General features: G+C 36.8%; 16 protein-coding genes. 11 read left to right on the forward strand and 5 right to left on the reverse strand.

Annotated features, from left to right (window positions below):
- Positions 1 to 6: 6 nt before the first annotated feature.
- The 11 genes from QE177_RS04665 to QE177_RS04715 all read left to right on the forward strand — a co-directional run bounded on the left by QE177_RS04665 (position 7) and on the right by QE177_RS04715 (position 12,953).
- Positions 7 to 516 (forward strand): hypothetical protein, encoded by a 510-nt coding sequence (locus QE177_RS04665; RefSeq protein ID WP_280551548.1) that lies wholly within the window; start codon positions 7 to 9, stop codon positions 514 to 516.
- A gap of 125 nt (positions 517 to 641) precedes the next feature.
- On the forward strand, positions 642 to 3,752 hold the full coding sequence (locus QE177_RS04670; RefSeq protein WP_280551550.1) for a tape measure protein: 3,111 nt from the start codon (positions 642 to 644) through the stop codon (positions 3,750 to 3,752).
- 9 nt (positions 3,753 to 3,761) lie between these two features.
- Positions 3,762 to 4,115, forward strand: a complete 354-nt coding sequence (locus QE177_RS04675; protein WP_280551552.1) for a phage tail protein — start codon at positions 3,762 to 3,764, stop codon at positions 4,113 to 4,115.
- A complete protein-coding gene (locus QE177_RS04680; protein ID WP_280551554.1) occupies positions 4,112 to 4,816 on the forward strand; it encodes a phage minor tail protein L in 705 nt (234 codons plus the stop codon). The genes QE177_RS04675 and QE177_RS04680 overlap by 4 nt, the downstream gene beginning before the upstream one ends.
- Positions 4,816 to 5,547, forward strand: a complete 732-nt coding sequence (locus tag QE177_RS04685) for an NlpC/P60 family protein (protein ID WP_280551556.1) — start codon at positions 4,816 to 4,818, stop codon at positions 5,545 to 5,547. Before QE177_RS04680 ends, QE177_RS04685 begins: the two co-directional genes overlap by 1 nt.
- On the forward strand, positions 5,490 to 6,014 hold the full coding sequence (locus tag QE177_RS04690) for a tail assembly protein (RefSeq protein ID WP_280551558.1): 525 nt from the start codon (positions 5,490 to 5,492) through the stop codon (positions 6,012 to 6,014). Before QE177_RS04685 ends, QE177_RS04690 begins: the two co-directional genes overlap by 58 nt.
- A 7-nt stretch (positions 6,015 to 6,021) precedes the next feature.
- Positions 6,022 to 9,159 (forward strand): phage tail protein, encoded by a 3,138-nt coding sequence (locus tag QE177_RS04695; RefSeq protein ID WP_280551560.1) that lies wholly within the window; start codon positions 6,022 to 6,024, stop codon positions 9,157 to 9,159.
- A gap of 5 nt (positions 9,160 to 9,164) precedes the next feature.
- The gene (locus QE177_RS04700; protein WP_280548644.1) at positions 9,165 to 9,488 is read left to right on the forward strand and encodes a hypothetical protein; all 324 of its coding nucleotides are present in this window, start codon (positions 9,165 to 9,167) and stop codon (positions 9,486 to 9,488) included.
- A 47-nt stretch (positions 9,489 to 9,535) separates the two neighbouring features.
- Entirely contained in the window at positions 9,536 to 10,147 is a 612-nt protein-coding gene (locus QE177_RS04705; protein ID WP_280548642.1) for a hypothetical protein, read from the forward strand.
- 58 nt (positions 10,148 to 10,205) lie between these two features.
- Positions 10,206 to 11,600 (forward strand): hypothetical protein, encoded by a 1,395-nt coding sequence (locus tag QE177_RS04710; protein ID WP_280551562.1) that lies wholly within the window; start codon positions 10,206 to 10,208, stop codon positions 11,598 to 11,600.
- Between the two features lie 198 nt (positions 11,601 to 11,798).
- The gene (locus QE177_RS04715; protein ID WP_280551564.1) at positions 11,799 to 12,953 is read left to right on the forward strand and encodes a hypothetical protein; all 1,155 of its coding nucleotides are present in this window, start codon (positions 11,799 to 11,801) and stop codon (positions 12,951 to 12,953) included.
- Between the two features lie 628 nt (positions 12,954 to 13,581).
- On the opposite strand, the gene QE177_RS04720 is transcribed toward QE177_RS04715, so the two are convergent.
- From QE177_RS04720 to QE177_RS04740, 5 genes are all read right to left on the reverse strand, one after another.
- Positions 13,582 to 14,037 carry a hypothetical protein gene (locus tag QE177_RS04720; RefSeq protein WP_280551566.1) on the reverse strand — a complete coding sequence of 152 codons (456 nt, stop codon included), beginning with the start codon at positions 14,035 to 14,037 and terminating at the stop codon, positions 13,582 to 13,584.
- Positions 14,038 to 14,482: 445 nt separating this feature from the next.
- Positions 14,483 to 14,767: a transcriptional regulator gene (locus QE177_RS04725; protein WP_280551568.1), complete on the reverse strand. Its 285-nt coding sequence runs from the start codon at positions 14,765 to 14,767 to the stop codon at positions 14,483 to 14,485.
- Positions 14,768 to 15,103: 336 nt separating this feature from the next.
- Entirely contained in the window at positions 15,104 to 16,453 is a 1,350-nt protein-coding gene (locus QE177_RS04730; RefSeq protein ID WP_280551570.1) for an HlyD family type I secretion periplasmic adaptor subunit, read from the reverse strand.
- A gap of 8 nt (positions 16,454 to 16,461) precedes the next feature.
- Positions 16,462 to 18,552, reverse strand: a complete 2,091-nt coding sequence (locus QE177_RS04735) for a type I secretion system permease/ATPase (protein WP_280551572.1) — start codon at positions 18,550 to 18,552, stop codon at positions 16,462 to 16,464.
- Between the two features lie 238 nt (positions 18,553 to 18,790).
- Complete coding sequence (locus QE177_RS04740) at positions 18,791 to 19,582, reverse strand: alpha/beta fold hydrolase (RefSeq protein WP_280552214.1); 792 nt, start codon at positions 19,580 to 19,582, stop codon at positions 18,791 to 18,793.
- Between the last annotated feature and the right edge of the window lie 141 nt (positions 19,583 to 19,723).

Consider the following 19,723-nt stretch of genomic DNA (forward strand, 5'->3'; position numbering starts at 1 on the left):
GATGATATGAAGCGAGTAATGTTAGCGGCTTTGGCTGTAATAGTGCTATCGGGATGTGATAACAGACCTGATGCACCTTTTGGGTTTAAGTGGGGACAATCAGTAGAAGAAATAAAAAAACTGAATTTAAAAGATATTGATTGCTCGGAAGGTAAAGATAAATATAAAGGGCAGGCATTTTGTACTGCCAAAACCTCACCGGATGATAAAAGTGAATATAATGAATATTTTCTTGAGTTTACTGAAAATAAAGGGTTGTTTAATATTGTGAGGATGCGCCTTTACGATAAATCCGCTCTGGTTAACGTAAAAAAAATATTTGAAAAATTAAATAATCAGATAAAAAATGAATACGGCAAACCGATTAAAATAAATGACAGGACGGATGAAAATGTGTATTTTTCTTGTCTGGCAGATGATAGCTGTGAAGAGCTTAAAACAGTCTATAAGAAAGGTGATATTGAAGTTCTTATTTATTTAAATAACCATTCCATTACAGTTGGATACACTAAATAATTGTAACAATTATGGTGATAATATTATTAATTCGATAATTTTGTTGGGCATATAGTAACTAATTTTAGGTTTATGCATAAGGCCTCGTCATGTTGACGAGGCTTTCTTTTTTAGGAGATGCAAAGATGTCAAATGAAAGACCGGTCGGTGAGATTGTCTATCAGGTCAGTATGGATGTTCAAAAATTACTTACAACATATAAACAGGTTGATAATCGACTGGATTCACTTGAAGGACGATTTAATAAAACAACCAAATCCATAAATGGTACTGAGAAATCTATATTTTCATTATCTAATGTTGCCAAAAGTCTGGCGGGTTATTTATCCGCTTCTGCTGTGGCGGGTTACGCTGATGCCTGGACTTCACTAAATAATAAACTGGTTAATGCAGTCAGGGTTAATGAAGATTTACTCAGCGTAACTGAGAGAGTCTTTAATTTAGCACAGGAAACCCGTTCTGGCTTGGATGCCACAGCTTCACTGTATGCCCGTCTGGAAAGAGCAACAAGAGCCTATGGAACAAGCGTAGCGGATGTAGCAAAGCTCACAAGAATCATCAATCAGGGTTTTATTGTTTCGGGTGCAACGACGCATGAAGCTACTAATGCCATCATTCAGTTATCACATGGATTGGCGGCAGGGACATTACAGGGCACAGAGTTTAATTCAGTTAATGAGCAGGGAAACCGGTTAATTATAGCTCTTGCCGATTCACTGGGCGTAACGACCAGTAAACTTAAGGAAATGGCTTCACAGGGTAAATTAACTACCGATGTTGTAGTTAAAGGTTTGCTAAAGCAGGGAAACACTATCGGTAAAGAATTCGCCAAAACCGTTCCAACTCTTAGTCAATCGCTAGAACAGGCCGGTAATAATATGACTAAATTTTTTGGCGAATCGGCTACTGTTCAGACGGGCATCCATATATTCAGTGATGCAGTGATATCGTTAAGCGGCAACCTCTCGCTTTTAACAACCGCACTGACAGCAGCAGCGGCAGTCATGGGTTCCCGTTATGTTGGTGCATTATATTTATCAACAGAAAACAAAATTAAAAATGCGGCGGCAAGTTTTAAACAGGAAACGGCTACATACAGAGCAGCACAGGCGGCCAAGCTAGAAGCACAGCAACAATTAGCAACGGCGAAAGCAGAAAGAGAACGGATATTTACACTCAATGAATATCTGGAAAAGCAATCAGCCGTAAACAGGCAGCATGGTTTAAATATTAGTTACCAGAAGGAATTTATTGCTAATGATAAACGTCTTGAAGAGGTCAATAAAAAAATCATTGCATCAAGACAACAGTTAACGATAGCAACAAAGCAGGCATCTGTTGCAACCAGGGCATTGGCGGTTTCAACCAACATGTTAAGAGGTGGGCTAGCTTTGATTGGTGGGCCAGCAGGTGCCGCCATGTTAGCCGCTGGGGCAATTTATTATCTCTGGAATCAAATGCAGGAAGCCAAGCAACAGGCAAGAGATTTTAGTAATGATATTCCTGATTTAATTAAAAATCTTAATCAGTTAAATCTCACACAATTAAATGCGTCATCAGCAAAAACATCGCAGAACATTAGACAGCTAAAAGAAGATATCAGTGACTATAAGGATGAAATAGCATCATTGCAAAAAGAAGTAAAATTATCTGGAGATAGAAAATCTGTTGCAAAAACAGATATGGCTAGAAACACAGCAATTGAAAATGAAAGAAAAGCAACAGAGCAATTGGCGATAAAAAAAGGCGAACTTGATAAAGCTATAACTAAATTATCTTTAGCTCAAGATACTTATGTAAAAATAAATAAAGCGGTTACTGATGAAACAATTAAACAGATGAAGGCAGCCAGGGATTCATATAATGAATTATCCAATGCGAAGCCTAAAATACAGTTTCTTTCTGATGCGCAGGATTTCTTTGCTAAAAAGATTGGCGTATCAACGGAAAACTTAAAGAAATTTAACCAGGAAATGCTGATGACACCTGTCAGCAAAGAGGGTAATAAATTACTTGAGCAAATTAAGAATGAAAATGAGCTATTGAAAATACAGGATAAGAAAAAACGTTTTATTGAATCAATCAAGCAAGCAGCGAGAGGAGAAGGCGTAGAAGATAATTCTGGACAGATGTATTTAATTGAGAGAGAAGCAAAAGCGCAATGGGAATTAAAACAAGCCGAGGAAGCCAGAAATAATAATTTAAAATCATCACAAAAACTAATGAGTGAAGCTTCTGATGCTATCGCAAGACAAAGAGAGGAACTGGAAAGGCTCAATACCGGTTTCAAGGAAGGCTCTCTGGAGATGGCAAAATATGATGCAGTTAGACAATTAGGTCTTAATGCAACAGAAAATCAGATACAGAAAGCAAAAGAGCTGGCTGCATCAATTTATGAGATACAAAAGGCTGAAGAAAACCGAAAAAATGCTGCCAAGGGACAGGATTTTGCAACTGATTTGATTAATAAGTCAAAATCAGAGCTGGAACAGATTGATATCGATATGCAGGAGAAAAGGCAAAAAATTGATGAGTATCTGGCAATTGATCTTGAACACAGACAACTTTATGAAGATGCAAAAACAGCAATAGAACAGGAAGCCGCCAATAAGCGAAAAGCGATATTTGATGATGAGCAAAGGGAAAGAATGAATGCTATTACTAGCATGCTTGGAGCAGCATCTCAAGGTTTTGACGGTATCGCGGGCATCATCCAGGCAGCAAGCGGTAAACAGGCAGCAGCTTATAAAGTCATGTTTGCACTCAGTAAAGGATTTGCGGTTGCTCAGGCTGCAATAAGTTTACAGGTAAACCTGGCAAAAGCCATGGAACTGGGTTATCCACAAAATTTACCCGCAATGGCCGCAGCCGCCGGTCAAGGTGCTTCACTTTTATCGACAATTGGTAGTATTTCATATGGTGGCGGGCGTTACGGTGGTGGTGGTGTTGAAGAAGATAAATTTTACCGCTTTGGTGAGAATGGAAAACCTGAAATTATGGTAGCGGATTCGGGAAGGCAATATCTGTTACCTGGTGAGGGCGGACGGATTATCCCGAACAAGGATTTAGGCTCTGGTAGTGGGCAGGTAAACTTTCATCAGGAAAACCATTTTAATATTACAACCACTAATGGCATTGATAATGAGTCGATGCGAAAATTAACAGACATGATGAAAAAGGTGGCGCTTTCGATGATTAAAGACCAGAAGCGTCCAGGTGGTTTATTAAGTAAATAGGAGTAAACATTGGCAGCCATATTCACATGGTCGCCACAGACAGGATTCACTGTTTCCCGCAAACCCAACGTTGCTGTCGTGTCATTTGGTGATGGTTATGAGCAGCGTCAAGTCAAAGGCATTCATTCTCTACTGGATAAATATTCACTGACGTTTGTTGGTGTGGATAATCTTTGCGGCAACAAGCCCAATGTGGCCAAAGCGGTTAATGATTTTTTAACCGCGAGAATGGCAGTTGAATCTTTTTTGTGGACACCGCCTGATACAGGCAGGCAAAAAACTTTTGTGTGCCGAAACTGGTCAATGACTAAAACGGGTTCACATTATCAGTTAAGCGCTGAGTTTGAGGAGGTCGTCAGATGAGGGATATTCCAAAGAAAATGATAATCCCGAGCAGTGATGCCGGTGTTGATGCGATTATCGATTTGTTTGAACTGGATTTGGAAGATTTAGGCGGTGACATCATGCGCTTTCATTCCGGCGTCAACGGTTATTATGAAGATGTCGTCTGGCAGGGTAAAGTTTATCAGGCTTATCCCGTCAGCATTGATGGCTTTGAGATTAAATCAGAAGGCACTTATGGAAAGCCATCAATTACGGTGGCCAATTTGACCGGATTAATAACAGGTCTAAACAGCGAATTTAATGATGTTTTAGGTGCCCGCTTAATTCGTCATCAGGTGCTGGTTAAGTCACTGGATGCGGTTAATTTTCCCGAAGGAAACCCAGAAGCTGACCCAACTAATGAAGCCATATCGTGGTATATCGTCGAAGAGATGAGCGAGGAAACGTTTGAGCAGGTGACTTACAAGCTGGCTTTTCCGGCTGATTGTGATAATGCCATTATTCCGGCCAGAACAATTCTGGCTGATGTTTGCCAATGGCAGTATCGGGGAGAAGGTTGTCGTTATGATGGCCCACCGGTTGCGGATGATAAAGACAATCCGACGAATGACCCATTAAAAGACCGGTGTTCAAAACATCTATCAGGCTGTCGGCTTAGATATCCAAGACCATCACCGCTGCCTTATGGTGGCTTTCCAGGTTCGTCCAAGGTGAGCTGATGATTATTGATGATTGTTTACAGTTTGCGACTGAATCAGAGCAGGAAGTCTGTGGACTGATTCTAGATAACAGAATATTGGTGAGATGTCGAAATGTTCATAACGAGCCTGATAAAAACTTCAGAATCCATGCAGATGACTGGAAGATAGCAGAAGCAGTGGGAAATATTACCGCCGTTTTTCATTCTCACCCTGGTGACAGATTAGTCCTTTCAGCAAATGACAGAAAAATGCAGCTTAAAATGGGACTTGACTGGTGGCTGGCCAGTGGAAACAGATTACGTATTTTTAAGCCCGTTCCTCATTTACTGGGGCGTCATTTTGAATATGGCGTAACGGATTGTCACACATTGTCTAAAGATGTCTATCATCTTTGCGGCATTGATTTACCTGAATTTAATTCAGTTAATGAGCAGGGATGGTGGCTAAAAAATGAAAATCTTTATCTAAAAAATTTACCACTGAATGGTTTTTATGAAATAGAAAAATCACAACTTGAACCATTCGATATTATTCTCAGAACGCCATTTCATGGTGGCAATCCCAGTCATGTGATGGTTTATCTGGGTGATAACAGGGTTATACATCATGACTGTGCGGGAAACTTAAGCCGGCGTGAACCGCTCAGACCGGCGCACTGGCGAACAACACATTCGTTATGGAGACACAAACAATGCTCAGATTTGAATTTGGCGGGCATTTACGAAGACATTTTGGCGATGTCGATTTAAAGGTCAGCAATATTGCCGCCGGATTGCGGTTATTAATGGGGCAGTCAATTTCATTCAGACGCGATTTTACCCAATCAAAAATGCATATCAGTATTAATAGTGAAAAAGTTCATCCTGATAACCTCAGTTTTCATTTTCAACGCAATCTACCACTGGCCACGATAACTTTTACACCGGTTGTGGAAGGGGCTATCACGGCCGCTGCCGCTGCATGGATAGCAATCGGGTTAACGGTAGCATCAGTTGCCTTATCGCTATATACCTTGTTTACCATGCCAAATATGGATGCGGCCGATGCCAATGAAAGCAATAAAATTACCAACAGTTCATTTGGTAATGTTGACAATCGCATAGGACAAGGAAGGCCGGTTCCCATTCTTTTGGGTGAAATGGTGGTCGGAAGTAATGTCCTGTCATTGGGGATAGATACGACCAATAACGCTGACTGGGATAATTCAATTAGTTGAGGTAAATATGGGTGGTGGTGGCGGAAAGGCAAAAACACCGACACTGGTTGATGATAACTTGAAATCAAAACAGTTTTTACGTGTTCTGGATTTAGTCAGTGAAGGGCCAGTCTATGGTCCCGTTGACCAGAAACATATTTCGTCGGTAATGTTAAATAAAACACCGGTAACGAATGATAAAGGTGATATCAATATTTATGGAGTAACCGTCGCCTGGCGTAACGGTGATGAAAATCAGGAGCCTGTTACCGGTTTTAATGCCATTGAATCAACAGTGATGGTCAATAACGAGGTTAAAAAAGAAACGCCTTTAGTCAGAACGGTTGTTGATAAAAATGTGAATCGGATCAGGGTTAATCTGGGTGTCAGCAGTTTAGTTGAGTCCGATTCGAAAGGAAACCAGAACCCAAAAGCCAGTGTTTCGATGGTAATTGAAACGCGATTATCGAATTCAGGTTCATTTGTTGTTCAAAAGACAGTCATAATAACGGGTAAAATTTCTGGAGAGTATTTAGAAGCGCACATTATTAATGCGCCTGAAATAAAACCCTTCGAATTACGTGTCAGACGGTTAACCGATGACAGTACCAGTGATTTATTACAAAACGGCACAATCTGGCACAGTTATACAGAAATTACCGATGATAATCTGTCTTATCCCTGCTCTGCCATTGTTGGAATGATTGTCGACCGTGATCAGTATAAAGATACACCCACCAGAACCTATCATGCCAGAGGGATTATTGTTGATATTCCGGATAACTATGATCCTGAAACCCGCCAATATAACGGACTATGGACAGGCGGATTTAAGAAAGCCTGGACAAATAATCCAGCCTGGTTATTTCGTGCATTAATAAAAAACAATCGTTTTGGATTAACCAGACGGGCGGGATATATTGATGTTGATGATGGCAGATTATATGCGCTTTCGCAATTTTGTGATCAGATGGTAGATGATGGTTACGGTGGGAAAGAGCCAAGGTTTACCCTTAATGCTTATTTAACAGAACAAAGAAAAGCCAGAACGGTTTTAGACAGTATCGCCAGTGCGGTAAGAGGTTCAGCGCTTTGGGATGGTGCATACTTCGCCATGATGATTGATATGCCAACCGATCCTGTCTCTGCAATCACAAATGCCAATGTGGTTGACGGTAAGTTTGTCTACAGTTCTACACCACGATCAGAGCGTTATAACGCTGTGGTTGTTTCCTGGGTAGATCCGAATAACGGCTGGACAGTATCAAAAGAATATGTTTCAGATGATGCGCTAATAAACAGATATGGTTATAACGAAACGACTCTGGAAGCCTTTGGCTGCACTTCAAGAGGTCAGGCTTACAGAACGGCTAAATGGATGCTGGAGACAGCCAGACGGGAAACCAAAAAAGTCACGTTTGATATGGCACGGGATGCGATTGCATTTTTGCCTGGTGATGTAGTTGAAGTCATGGATAACAACCATGTAGGTGACCGATTAGGTGGCAGGATAAAGACAGTCACTGGCAATAAGATCACTGTAGATGCACCTGTTGCTGATGTTGATTACACCAACGCAACACTTTCTATGATGGGTAGTGACGGTAAATTCATTCACTATGATATCAACAGTATTGATGGTGATGAGATAACATTAAATTCAGATCCAAATTTTTACAGGGAAGGTGGGGTTTTTGTTATATCAACAAAAACGATTGCTTCCCGTCTGTTTCGTATTACTAGCGTTAAAGAAGAAGATAACAGCAATCATTATAAGATATCTGCAACATTATATGATCAAAACAAACAGGCAGTTGTTGACGAAGGCGCAGTATTCGACCCGCCTGATGATACGATGCATGGTTATCGTGCGCCCAGTATTCAGCGTCTGGCCATTATCAGTGTCAATAGTCCAACCGTTCAGACAAAGGCGACCTGGGAAACAACGACGACAACCCGAAATATTACTTTTGAAGTAAAAGTTTATAATCAGGACAATGAAGTTGTTCAGGAAGATGAAACAACACTTTTCAGTTATGACTTTTATGGTTTAAATGCAGGCGTTTATAACGTTGGTGTAAGAGCCAGAAATGACAATGGCATGAAAGGTGGTGAATCTCGGGTTGAGATGAAAATAGGCACACCTCCTGCGCCCTCCTTTATCAATATTGATTCCGTTTATTTTGGATTAAAAGCTACGCCTTATATTAATCAGGAACGTAGTCTTGATACGACGTTTGAATTTTTCGGTAGCCTGAAACAAATAACCGATATTAATGAAATTGAAGATAAGGCTGAAAGGCTTGGTCGTGGTCAGTTCTGGATAAAAGACGGTCTAAAAGAACAGGAAATGTATTATTTCTATGTCAGAAGCATTAACCCTTTTGGCGTATCTGACTTTGTTGAGGCATCAGGTAAGCCGGATAACCCGATAGATGGCATTCTTGATCACATTGATGAAGCTATTAGAGATTCAGAAGCTATTAAAAAATTAAGAGAAGGCATAAACAGCAGCACTGAGGCAATACTTGAAAACGCCAAAGGATTAGGCGGTAATTTCACTTATTTTGTCCGCGAAAACGGCAAAATGAAAGCTGAAATTGTTGAAGTTCGCAATTACGTAGTGACAGAAACGACTGCATTAGCAGAAAAGTTAGATCAGGTCAGAGTCACGGCTGATAATTCGTGGGCAGCAGCGCAAAATGCCTTGCAGGCTAAATATGATCTGAAAAAAGGTGAGGCATCTGCTACTTGGACATCGTTGGTAAAAATTAATTACAATGGAATTGATTATGATGCTGGAATGGTAATTAGTGCTGAATTAAAAAATGAAAAAGTAACTACAATGATGGGATTTAATGCACAAAACTTTGCGTTTTATAATCCAAGCAATGGAAAAATGGACTTATTTATGTATCTCAAAGATGGACAGGTATTTATTAATGAAGCATTTATCAATGAGGCCTGGATCAATAGCATTGTTGTCATGAATAAAATTCAGTCTGATAATTATGTACCTGCTAAATCTGGATTTCTGCTGGACGCCAAGGCTAATAAATTTGAAATGAATTCCAGTGAAACGGGCGGCAGATTTACTTTTGATGGCACTGGCCTGCGTTTTTATGACGAAAAAGGACAGGCAAGAATAGAAATAGCGTTGGTGTAATTAAAATGGCAAAAAAACCGGTATTCAAAGTATTTCATGATACAGGCGAAATCGATGACATTATCAACTCGATGGCTTACGTTATACATTCTGAGAAAGTAGATTTTAAAAAAAACAGCCTGACATTTGATAAAAGGTTTCTGATCGGTGGAGAGAAAATTATTGCTATCCCTATTATGTCAGAAAGAGGATTATCAACAGATTATCCAGTGGTGACAGATGTAGTAGTGAGTGGCAATACTGTTTCATGGAAATATGCTCAAAGTTCAGGTCTTGCAAGCTCAACTATTCCGATCATACTGATTGTTAAGCTCATGGGTGCTGCATGAAAGCATCTATAAAAATAAATGGAGCAGAGCTTGGATTATTTTCTTCGGTGACGTATGTACTTGAAAAAATAATTAATCTGGACAGGGAAGGCGAGCATGAAACATGGCCAACAGAAGATCACAGATCATTTACATATTCTATTAAATATCCATCGATGTGGGATAAATATATTATCTTTCATCGCAATGCTAGAACAAATGGGATCTATACAAATTTCGTAAATGCCCATCGGAATGCTACATCAATTTCAATGTTCGCAATGAAGACAGTGAATGTCTATGTGTATAGGCCGATTGTCGATAGTGATCGCAATAAATCAGTATATGTCAATATTTACAATGAAAATGGTAGCTTATTTTATTCATCAAGTTCGTTCCCGTTAAGGATAAAAGACATAATAACCGGTATCTCATATGATGGTGTCAATGAAGGAAAACCCGATTATCGCTCTGGATATCAAAACTGCATGGTATTAACTTATCTATCAGCGATATGGGAATACTCGTTTGCAAAAACGATTTTTGGTTATGGTGCATCTAATGATGGATACATAGCAAGATCGTGGGATAATGCAGCACTAGGCGGTGGCACTTCATTCACTAATGATTTTGGTTGTGTTGTTGCCTATGCTCCTGACGCTTATCCGAGATGGAAATAATCACATAATCGATATCGCTTAATTGCGATTTTTTTATATCAAAATTTCAGGAAAAAACATGATTTATAAAGATGGTACAGTAACTGTTGTATCAGGTTCTTCTATTGTCACCGGGAAAGGCACGAAATGGAATAGTAATAACCCGCTAGTGTCACCAGGCATGCTAATGCTTATCAAAAACGGTGATGTTAACTATCCGTACATGATTCTGTCAGTTAACAGCGATACTGAATTAAATTTAGCTGACAAACCAGCATTTAGTGCAACTGACACAACTTATACAATTAATCTCACTGAACCGGAAAACAATAGCGATGCTGCCAGGGCACTTGTTGCCGCTAACACTTACATCATCTACTTTTTGCAAAACATGGATCTGTGGATGACTGAAAATAGTGTTATTGAAGTAACAACACCTAGCGGTAAAACAGTTAAGTTAGAGTCAATCAAGGCACTGCAAGAGCTGGTCGAAAGCAAAGCTGATGCTAGTAGTGTTACTGAAATAGAAAAGTCACTAAAGGAGAAAGCAGACGTCAGTAGTGTTACTAAACTAGGGGAAAAATTAGATACAAAATATGATAAATCAGGTGGCGAAATAACCGGTGATGTGCAATTAAATACCGGAAAAATAAAAGCAAATAATGCAAACAATGTTACTGCTCATGCTTTTCAAAATAAAAGTGGGATTTTGATGCACATTGGCGATTATGGAATTGGTGCAAAATTAGCAGAAATCTATTTTCCTAGCTTTCTGGATCCAACTAAGTCTGACATAGGTTTTTATAAGTTTCACGGATCTAGGGTTGAAGGCGCTGACGAAATCGGATTAAAAGATGTATTTGGTAGTGCAATTGTTACTAAGTATGCTGCTGACAGCAATGTACAATATTTAATAACAACAAATTACGGCAAAGATTTTTTATTTATTGTCAGAAAAGAGCCAAATAAATCACCTGAGTTGGCATCGGTGTGGACAAATAAAAATACTGCTGTGGATAGCAATGGCTTTTTAAAAAGAGCATCTCCAGTCGTTAAAATCCATCCATCAGGCAGTTTTGAAACTAACGACGAATCAGAAGGCGTCAACGTACAACGAACTGGAGTTGGTGAATATTTTATTTCTGGCGTGATGGGTTATAACGCAGATGGTGGCTGGGGTATAAACGATGGTGTATCGGTGCCTAAAAATAGCAACGGATTAGAGTTAATTTATATCAAAGATAAAATCCTACCTGACGGTAATATTGAAATACAAACCTTCCATCGACAACACTCGCATTTACCAGAAGATTTTCAGTATTGGAGGATTAAAGAAATTATTGACGGAAAACCGGTTTATTACACCGATGGTGAGCAGGTTGATATTCCGATGTCGACATGGTTGGATGTCAGGGTGGAGATGCCACCGAATTCTGTGAGGCATCAAAAACAACAGCTAGTGAAACAGGATTAAATTATTTACCGAAGAATTTAATATTAATGAAATAAACAATTACTTTTATGAAAATTAATATAAATAAAATATAAATCAATTAAATATAATATTAATTTATTTTAATAAATGTTAACAATATTCCCTATCTCAAATTTGATATGTTTTTGTTGTTTTAATATCGAAATCTATTTTTAACAACTAACAAGGAAACATGTGATGAGCGTATGGGATGTTTTTAGCCGTCTGAATAGGATGCAAATTAGTATTGGCGATTACGGCAAAACAGGAACGATTTATGGTAATGGGAAAAATCAGATTATTATATCTGTTAAAGTAGTGATAATTGGATTAGATAATAGACTTTTAATTATACCTGATGATGAATTATTTAAGGCAATACATCTTGTGCATTACAAAGAAGGAAAAAGGTTAAACAGAAAAGGAAATAATTCTAATTATAAGCCTTGGATTTATACAGATAAAAATTTCGGTTATGTCACTCCTGGAGGTGTTTTTTCGCCTGCATATATTGTGAATGCTGAAGTTAATAATTATGAAAATGAACAAGTGGTTACTTTTTACCTATATGCGACAGAACCTTCAGATTCTATACAAATTAGCGCAGGTATTGATATTCCAGGAGTTGGTGACTTTAATACTAGTGAGAAGGGTACACTTACTCGAAATGGACCAAAAGGGGAAACGGGTTCAGTGTTTAAACAGCCTGATTTTATTAGTGTTAATGCCAAAGAACCCATTGATTATAGTCGCCCAGATGCAGTTGAATTAAAAGTAGTTGATTTTATTGATTATCCTATTAATGACATCAAGATAAAAAAGATAGGAGGTTTAAATGATGTAGCCTATTTTAATGGTATAAGTAAACAAGAAAAATTTTCTATTTCTTCTGCTTCTCATTATTTTACTGCCATCAATATTATAAGAAGTAATAAAATTACTGATTTAAACACTGTTAAATTTTATGATGATGTTCATCCCGATATGATTGTTGGTCTTGGTGGCAAATCTTTTTCATCATATTTTGTTTTCGTTCATCGTGAAAAGTATGGACTGATGCCAGGTAGCTGTATTTATGGATTGGATGTATCAACAAATAATGTTTATAAGTATGAGATTGATTTGTATGATAACCGGCATTTTTATAATGAACAAAAACATAAGTCTACCATTGATATTGATATTTGCCAACACAATATGCCATTAAGTAATGTAGGAAAATTCAATTGGAACAATAAAAATGAAGAAATTAAAGCAGAAGTAACTGATTATTGTGGCAATAGCGGAATTATTACTATTGAATTTAATTATGAGAATCCATCAAAGGATATATTTATTGTTAATGGTAAATAATTATTTGAAATATATTTCGTAGTAAATCATTTAATTATTTATATATGTAATAATTTTCAGCTATCAAAAACCCCTGTTTGACAGGGGCATGATTATAGTTAACTGATTATTGTTTTTGAGTATTAGTTAGTTTTTCGTTTAAGTTAGGTTTAAGTTATCACAAAAATATAGGTTTAGTTATTTATTAAGATGATAACAGTCTAATTTTTGATATGTATCATGATTTTTTGCTTCAAAATGAATTAAAAAAAATCCATATACATTTTTCTTCTTAAATATTGAGGTAAGAAGTACATATCCCATTCTAGTTTAAATTTGGCTAATCTAGCATTATGCCATTCCCAACATATTCTATGAAAATTACTCTCATCACTAGTTACATAATCTCCGTCTATATAAGATAAACGTTTTTTAGTATCTCTATCAATTAAATAGATTGTCGAATTTTTTAGCTCGAAAATAATTTTTCCAACTCTTGAAGAGTTAATGATATATTGATATTGTTTAGATTGTTTGTAATTATGGAAATTATTTAAATTATTTTGTGATTTATTAGTAATATTTTCTAACGTTTTTATTCCTATTTTAGCTATTCCGTTTATAATTTTTTGAGCCTCTTTTGCGGGATTTATTTTATTTTTTTTGTTTTTTTTGTAAAAACAATCACACCATCGCTTCTAGCAGCTAAAATAGCTGTACAAATATTTTTGATTATTGTTATATTGAAACCACGTTCAAAAGAGAATATATCTGAAATGCCGTTAGAATATTTACATTGAAAAATAATAGGATTTTCTAATTTTTCTATCAAATTACTTTCTATAAATTTTCTAAAATATTGAACGGATAATAGCTCATATAATTTAGATGAGTTTTTTCCCAATGAAATTATTTTATCTAAACCGCTAGCTGTAACCACTACTGTTTGATCATTATCATTAAGCACATAAAATTCAGCATCAATGCCGAAATAATCATAAAAATTACCTCTTTTAATTGCTTTAAAATGTTTATCTTCATATCTTATAGCAGACGGTTTTTTTGCTATTTCTTTTATTCTTTCTTGAATCGATTTTTTTTTCATCACTAAAAAACCTTTAATAACATTAACAGAATCAATTATGAGAAAATTGGAAGATATCATCCTGGTGCTTTATGTAAAACATTTATACATAGGATGTAGTTAAATGAATGGAGAGTTTGGAGTGGGTATTTAGTAATTGTGATACATAAAGACAAAAGCCCCGTACTTGGGGCTTAATGCCTGTCAATTAGTTATGAGATAACTAACGCAGGAGACATTAAGATACTATCAAATACGGTTAGTTTCTGCTATTGAAAAATAAAGAAATTTTCTTATTTTGTTATTATTTTCCGGTTAGGTAGTTTGAACAATAAAAAACCAGTCATAAGACTGGTTGGTATTCCCTGGTGTTGGGATAGCTGCATGTAGTTGTAATGTATAAATAATAACTTGGCGTCAATGAGAGCATTATTCACCATAAGTTAAATGTTGTTAATTCCCTAATTTAGGGAATTGCATGTTGAGTAAACTTATGATAAGTCATTAAGAATGAGTGAAATATTTTTACTTGAAAAACAGATAGTAACGATGATTTAGACTCAACATCATACTTTTTCTTGATGAGTAAAATGGTTTTCTTAATTGTGTCCTGTGTCACATAACGTAAATCTGCTATATTTTTTTCTGGAACTCCCATTGCTAATAGAACCGCAATTTGAATCTGATCTTTAGTTAACTCTGGAAATACCTCTTTATAGATTTCTAATTGTTGATCTGTGAGAGCTTTCATGATTTAGCTCCCGTAAAAACTTTACAGACGTGTACAACGGTAATAGACTTTTTCATAGCCTTACTCCTATTATCGGATAGGTTTAGGGTTAGCTGGCTGTTGGTGTTGGTAGCACTTTCAGTCAGCGACAATTTCACAAAAAAATACACTCACTATTCAACGTAACTCATTGATTTATAGTGAGTGAAAATTCGTGTTTTATCTTGTAAATGCGTATATAAAATGAACTATTAATTTATAACTAATTGATATTAATATAATTTATTTTATATAATCATCTAAGGCTTGGTTAGTGGTGTTGTTAGCTATTGCTACGGTAGAAAAAGTTTCCATTGTTTATTTCTCCCGCATTGATTCGGACAGGTATTCACGAATTGGACTTAATAGATAATCTATCACGCGCCGTTTATCGGTTTTGATTTCTGCCACAATAGACATACCTGGGGTGATATCAATTGCATGACCATCAACCATTAGATTATTTTGTTTCAGACTGATTTGCGCTGGAAAGATAAGACCTAGTTGTTCATCTTGAGCCGAATCACGTGAAATTGATAATACCTCTCCCTCAATAGTGCCATAACGTGTGTAAGGAAAGGCGTCGACTTTGACAGTAACTTTTTGCCCAGGGCGAATAAAGCCAATATCTTTATTTAAGATCTTAACTTCGGCAAGTTGCACATCGTTATCGGGTACAATGACCATCAAATTTTGTGCCGGTTGTAATACTGCCCCTAAGGTATAAGTGGCTAATTGTTGCACGGTGCCAGTAACCGGTGAGCGGACAATTTCTAACTGCTCTCGCTCATCAAATTTTGCGTATTCTTGTTCTAACATCGAGAGCTGGATCTCTGACTGCTTTTTTTTATCGTTCCATTCATGCTGTTTTTGTGATTGAAAAGCATTGAGCCGTTCTTTTAGGTTTTTTTCTTGCGAATCTAAAATATTTAGCTCAGAGGTTTGTTGAGCAATTAAACGTTTAATTTCTAATAACTCCTTTTCCTGTTCTAAATATTCTGATTTACTGATCATCTGTTTTTGGCTTAGGGTTTTACGGGCTTCTAACCGCTGTTTGATATTCTTTTGTAGCAAAAAGAGCACATTGAGATCATTGGTTTTCGCTTTTTGCGACGTATGATTAACTTCGATTTCAGAGGTTAAGCTAGCAATTTGTGCATCAAACTGTGCCTTTTCATGGTGATAGTTTTTGCTGATTTTTTCTTGTTGACGCTTGGTTAATTGATGAAAGGTGAGTTGTTGATGGGGGATTTTGTTTTCCAATAGCGATTGGTAAAGCAATTTTTCAATCGTATGATACTCGATTTGATGTGAAATACCGATGATATCCTGACTAACACCCAGTGCGTCAAGGGTGAGCAGAGGTTCTCCTTTCTTTACATGTTGCCCGTTTTTTACATGTAATTCCGTCAATCGGCTCTGCTCATAAGCTTGAATAACTTGTGAGTGTCCGGAAACGATAAGTCGACCGGTTGAGGTGGCTTGAACATCTAGCTGTCCCCAGTAGGCCCAACCAATAGTAATAACAACGCCCATACTTAAAGTTAGTGCGGTTAAACGTGCAAAAGGTGATGGCGGGCTATTCATCAACGCCAGATGTGAGGGCAAGAAGTCATAATTATATTGCATAAAGAACTGTTTTAACTTCCGTGTAATGCGATTTGTCATGAAGTGTCCTACTGCTGCTTTAACGATTGTTGTAATGACCACAGATAGTGGTAATGTTTTTTAAGTTGCAATAATTGTGTATGGCTTCCTTGCTCAATAATTTTGCCTTGATCCATGACAATAATATGATGGTGATGACTAACTGTAGATAAGCGGTGAGCAATCGTAATTACCGTACGCCCTTGGGCAATTTTTTGCATATTTTGTTGGATTATGGCTTGGGTTTGATCATCTAAAGCGCTGGTGGCTTCATCAAAGATTAGAATGCGAGGATTGCTTAGTAATGTACGAGCAATAGCAATACGTTGGCGCTGCCCCCCTGATAATGATTGGCCACCTTCAGCAATCAATGAGTCGTAACCTAAAGGCATTTTTAAGATGAAATCATGCGCACCTGCTAACTTGGCGGCCGCAATGACTTCATCTAAAGTCGCATCAGGTTTTGATTGAGCAATATTGTTAAATACAGATTGATTAAAGAGAAAATTTTCCTGTAACACGATACCGATTTGTTGGCGTAACGTAGCGATATTGAGCTGATAAAGTGGAATATCATCAAGTAATATGCCGCCTTTTTCTGGGGTATAAAGGCGTAATAATAGACGCGCTAAAGTACTTTTACCGGAACCTGAAGCACCGACAATACCGATCATCTCTCCGGCGTTAATGGATAAATTGAATTGATTAATAATAAGGGGAAGATCCGGTTGATAGCGAAAATCGACATTTTGAAAATGGATCTTGCCGGTTAACTGTGGGTGTAAGCCTTCATTATGTTGTTCGGTTGGTAAATTAATGATTTGTGCTAGTTTATCAATGGCAACACGTGTACGAATATAATCTCCCCATAATTGCACCAATTTCCCTAATGGTTGACTACTGTGAGAGACCATCATTTGAAAAGCGATTAACTGGCCTATGGTCATATTTAATGCTAAGACTTCTGCTGCACCGATCCATAAAATCACCGCCATAGTCAATTTTTCAATCAGCATGACGATATGGCTGCCTTGTGAGTTTATTTGTTGAGCTTGAAAATTACTAGCGACCATATCGGAAGTTTGCGCATCCCAGCGACGGATAAAACGTGGCTCAACAGCTAGACTTTTAATAGTTTCACTGCCGGCCACGCTCTCGGTTAAAAAAGAGGTATTGATTGCCGCATGCATAAATTGTGTTTCGGCTGCTTTTTCTATCTTTGGTGTTATTTTCCAGGCAAGCAATAAATAAAAGGGAATTGAGAGCAAAAAAATGAGTGTTAATGTTGTTGATAGAATTGACATTACATAAATAAAGACAAATAAGAAAAGAACATCGACCAGCAAAGTAAACATACTACCGGTTAAAAATTCACGGATGGTTTCTAGTTCTCTAACACGATTAACAATTGCGCCAACTTGACGGGTTTTGAAAAAGGAGAGTGGTAAGTGTAATAGATGCCTGATCAGTTTTAATCCGAGCCGGATGTCAATACGATTGGCGGTATGGATATAAATATATTCTCGGAAACCTTTTAAAATAACTTCAATAAAGGCGGCTATTATTAAGGTAAAAATAAGCACATCTAAGGTGCTAAAGGCTTGATGGATCAGCACCTTATCCATAATAACTTGAATTACAATCGGTGATAACAGCGCCAGTATTTGTAATACAAATGAAAAAAACAAGATTTCAATAAATATCTGTTTATGTTTTAAGAATTCAGGTACGAACCAACGAATATCAAAGCGGGATTGTTTTTGGTTTATTTTAAGCCAATTGCCATTCCAACGTTGAAGAAAATCTTGTTTCTGCCAAATTTCTGGTGGTTTATTGCCAGCAGATTGTATTAATACTTGTTCATCATTATAACTCGCTAATATATATGGAACATTATCATTATCATAAACAATGGCGGGTAAAATCAGACGCGATAACTCTTTTTTATGGCAGCGTTTTTCTTTTAATATAATTTGATACTTTTGTTGAATTTTTTTTGTGCAATCAACAAAATTATCATTTTGAATTATTTCTTTATTATATTCATTAATATTTATTTTATTATTTAGTCTTATGATAATAGAAATTAATTCAAGTGTTTTTTTATTATTTTCATCCATAGTCGATAGCCACAAATTAAAATATAAAGCCATTTAAATATATTTAATATTAATAAAATGCTTTATTATATTACTTAGTTAGAAAGTTTATTCTATCGACTTATTTTTTTATGAAAAGTGTAAAAAAAGGATCTTACTGTTTTTAAGACTAGTTATATTTTTAAATTGAAATAAAGTTATTATTTGTTTTAAATTAGTTTATGAATAGGATAAAAAGAGCAATATTACTGTATGCTATTTATTGTTTATCAGCTGGAATAGCGAGAAAACGATGAATAGCTCGGATGACAGCTGCTGGATTTTCAGCATGTACCCAGTGACCGCATCCTAAAATAATCTGGCCTTGAGCTTGCGGAAATTGAGTAATAATATCTTTGCGATAATTTTCGCTAATGTAATCAGAAAGGCTACCACGGATAAAGAGTGCTGGATGAGACCAGGCTGGGATCGTTTTCCAACCCATCAATTGGTTATATTCTTTTTTTAAAATAGGTAAATTAAATTTCCATTTGCCTTTATCAAATGATTTTAGTAAAAATTGAATTTCACTTTCTTCAGTTAACGTATTGCGCATAATAACAGCAGCCTCCTGTCGAGAAGTTACGCCTGCTTGTGTTACTGCTTCTAAAGCAGAAAATATCTTTTCATGACGATTAATTTGATAAGTGACTGGCGCAATATCAATAACCACAATTTTTTCTATCAATCGAGGCGCTATTGCCGTCATCGCCATGACAATTTTTCCGCCCATTGAGTGTCCGATAGCGATAATGCTTGTTTGCTTTAAATGAGTTAGCAGCGTTAAAACGTCTGTTGCCATTTCAGAATAGAGCATTGTTTCTGCCTGTGGCGAGCTACCATGATTGCGGATATCTAGTTGAATAACGGTGAAGTGATTTTGTAAATCGCGAGCTAATACGCCTAAATTTTGCCAGTCACCAAATAAGCCATGGATGAGTACAATGGCAGCAGAAGAGATAGGATTTTCCGGACGATGGATACGATAATTTAGCCATTTATTTAGCAACATAGTCATATTACATTTCATTAATCAATAGTTCGTATAATGACATGGATAGAGCCAGAAACCAATAATTATCAACTTGGTCAGTATTAAAATTTAAGTTGATGTTGGTGAATGAAAAAGAGAAGTGACACGATAATATTTTGC

Source organism: Arsenophonus sp. aPb, from assembly GCF_029873475.1.
Lineage (GTDB): Bacteria > Pseudomonadota > Gammaproteobacteria > Enterobacterales > Enterobacteriaceae > Arsenophonus.

Excerpts from the sequence above, each read along its gene's own strand:
- QE177_RS04730 (WP_280551570.1), bottom strand. The coding sequence starts at position 16,453 with ATGACAAATCGCATTACACGGAAGTTAAAACAGTTCTTTATGCAATAT.
- QE177_RS04695 (WP_280551560.1), top strand. The coding sequence starts at position 6,022 with ATGGGTGGTGGTGGCGGAAAGGCAAAAACACCGACACTGGTTGATGAT.
- QE177_RS04735 (WP_280551572.1), bottom strand. The coding sequence starts at position 18,552 with ATGGATGAAAATAATAAAAAAACACTTGAATTAATTTCTATTATCATA.
- QE177_RS04680 (WP_280551554.1), top strand. The coding sequence starts at position 4,112 with ATGAGGGATATTCCAAAGAAAATGATAATCCCGAGCAGTGATGCCGGT.
- QE177_RS04740 (WP_280552214.1), bottom strand. The coding sequence starts at position 19,582 with ATGTTGCTAAATAAATGGCTAAATTATCGTATCCATCGTCCGGAAAAT.
- QE177_RS04710 (WP_280551562.1), top strand. The coding sequence starts at position 10,206 with ATGATTTATAAAGATGGTACAGTAACTGTTGTATCAGGTTCTTCTATT.
- QE177_RS04685 (WP_280551556.1), top strand. The coding sequence starts at position 4,816 with ATGATTATTGATGATTGTTTACAGTTTGCGACTGAATCAGAGCAGGAA.
- QE177_RS04670 (WP_280551550.1), top strand. The coding sequence starts at position 642 with ATGTCAAATGAAAGACCGGTCGGTGAGATTGTCTATCAGGTCAGTATG.
- QE177_RS04725 (WP_280551568.1), bottom strand. The coding sequence starts at position 14,767 with ATGAAAGCTCTCACAGATCAACAATTAGAAATCTATAAAGAGGTATTT.
- QE177_RS04700 (WP_280548644.1), top strand. The coding sequence starts at position 9,165 with ATGGCAAAAAAACCGGTATTCAAAGTATTTCATGATACAGGCGAAATC.
- QE177_RS04715 (WP_280551564.1), top strand. The coding sequence starts at position 11,799 with ATGAGCGTATGGGATGTTTTTAGCCGTCTGAATAGGATGCAAATTAGT.
- QE177_RS04720 (WP_280551566.1), bottom strand. The coding sequence starts at position 14,037 with ATGAAAAAAAAATCGATTCAAGAAAGAATAAAAGAAATAGCAAAAAAA.
- QE177_RS04690 (WP_280551558.1), top strand. The coding sequence starts at position 5,490 with ATGCTCAGATTTGAATTTGGCGGGCATTTACGAAGACATTTTGGCGAT.
- QE177_RS04665 (WP_280551548.1), top strand. The coding sequence starts at position 7 with ATGAAGCGAGTAATGTTAGCGGCTTTGGCTGTAATAGTGCTATCGGGA.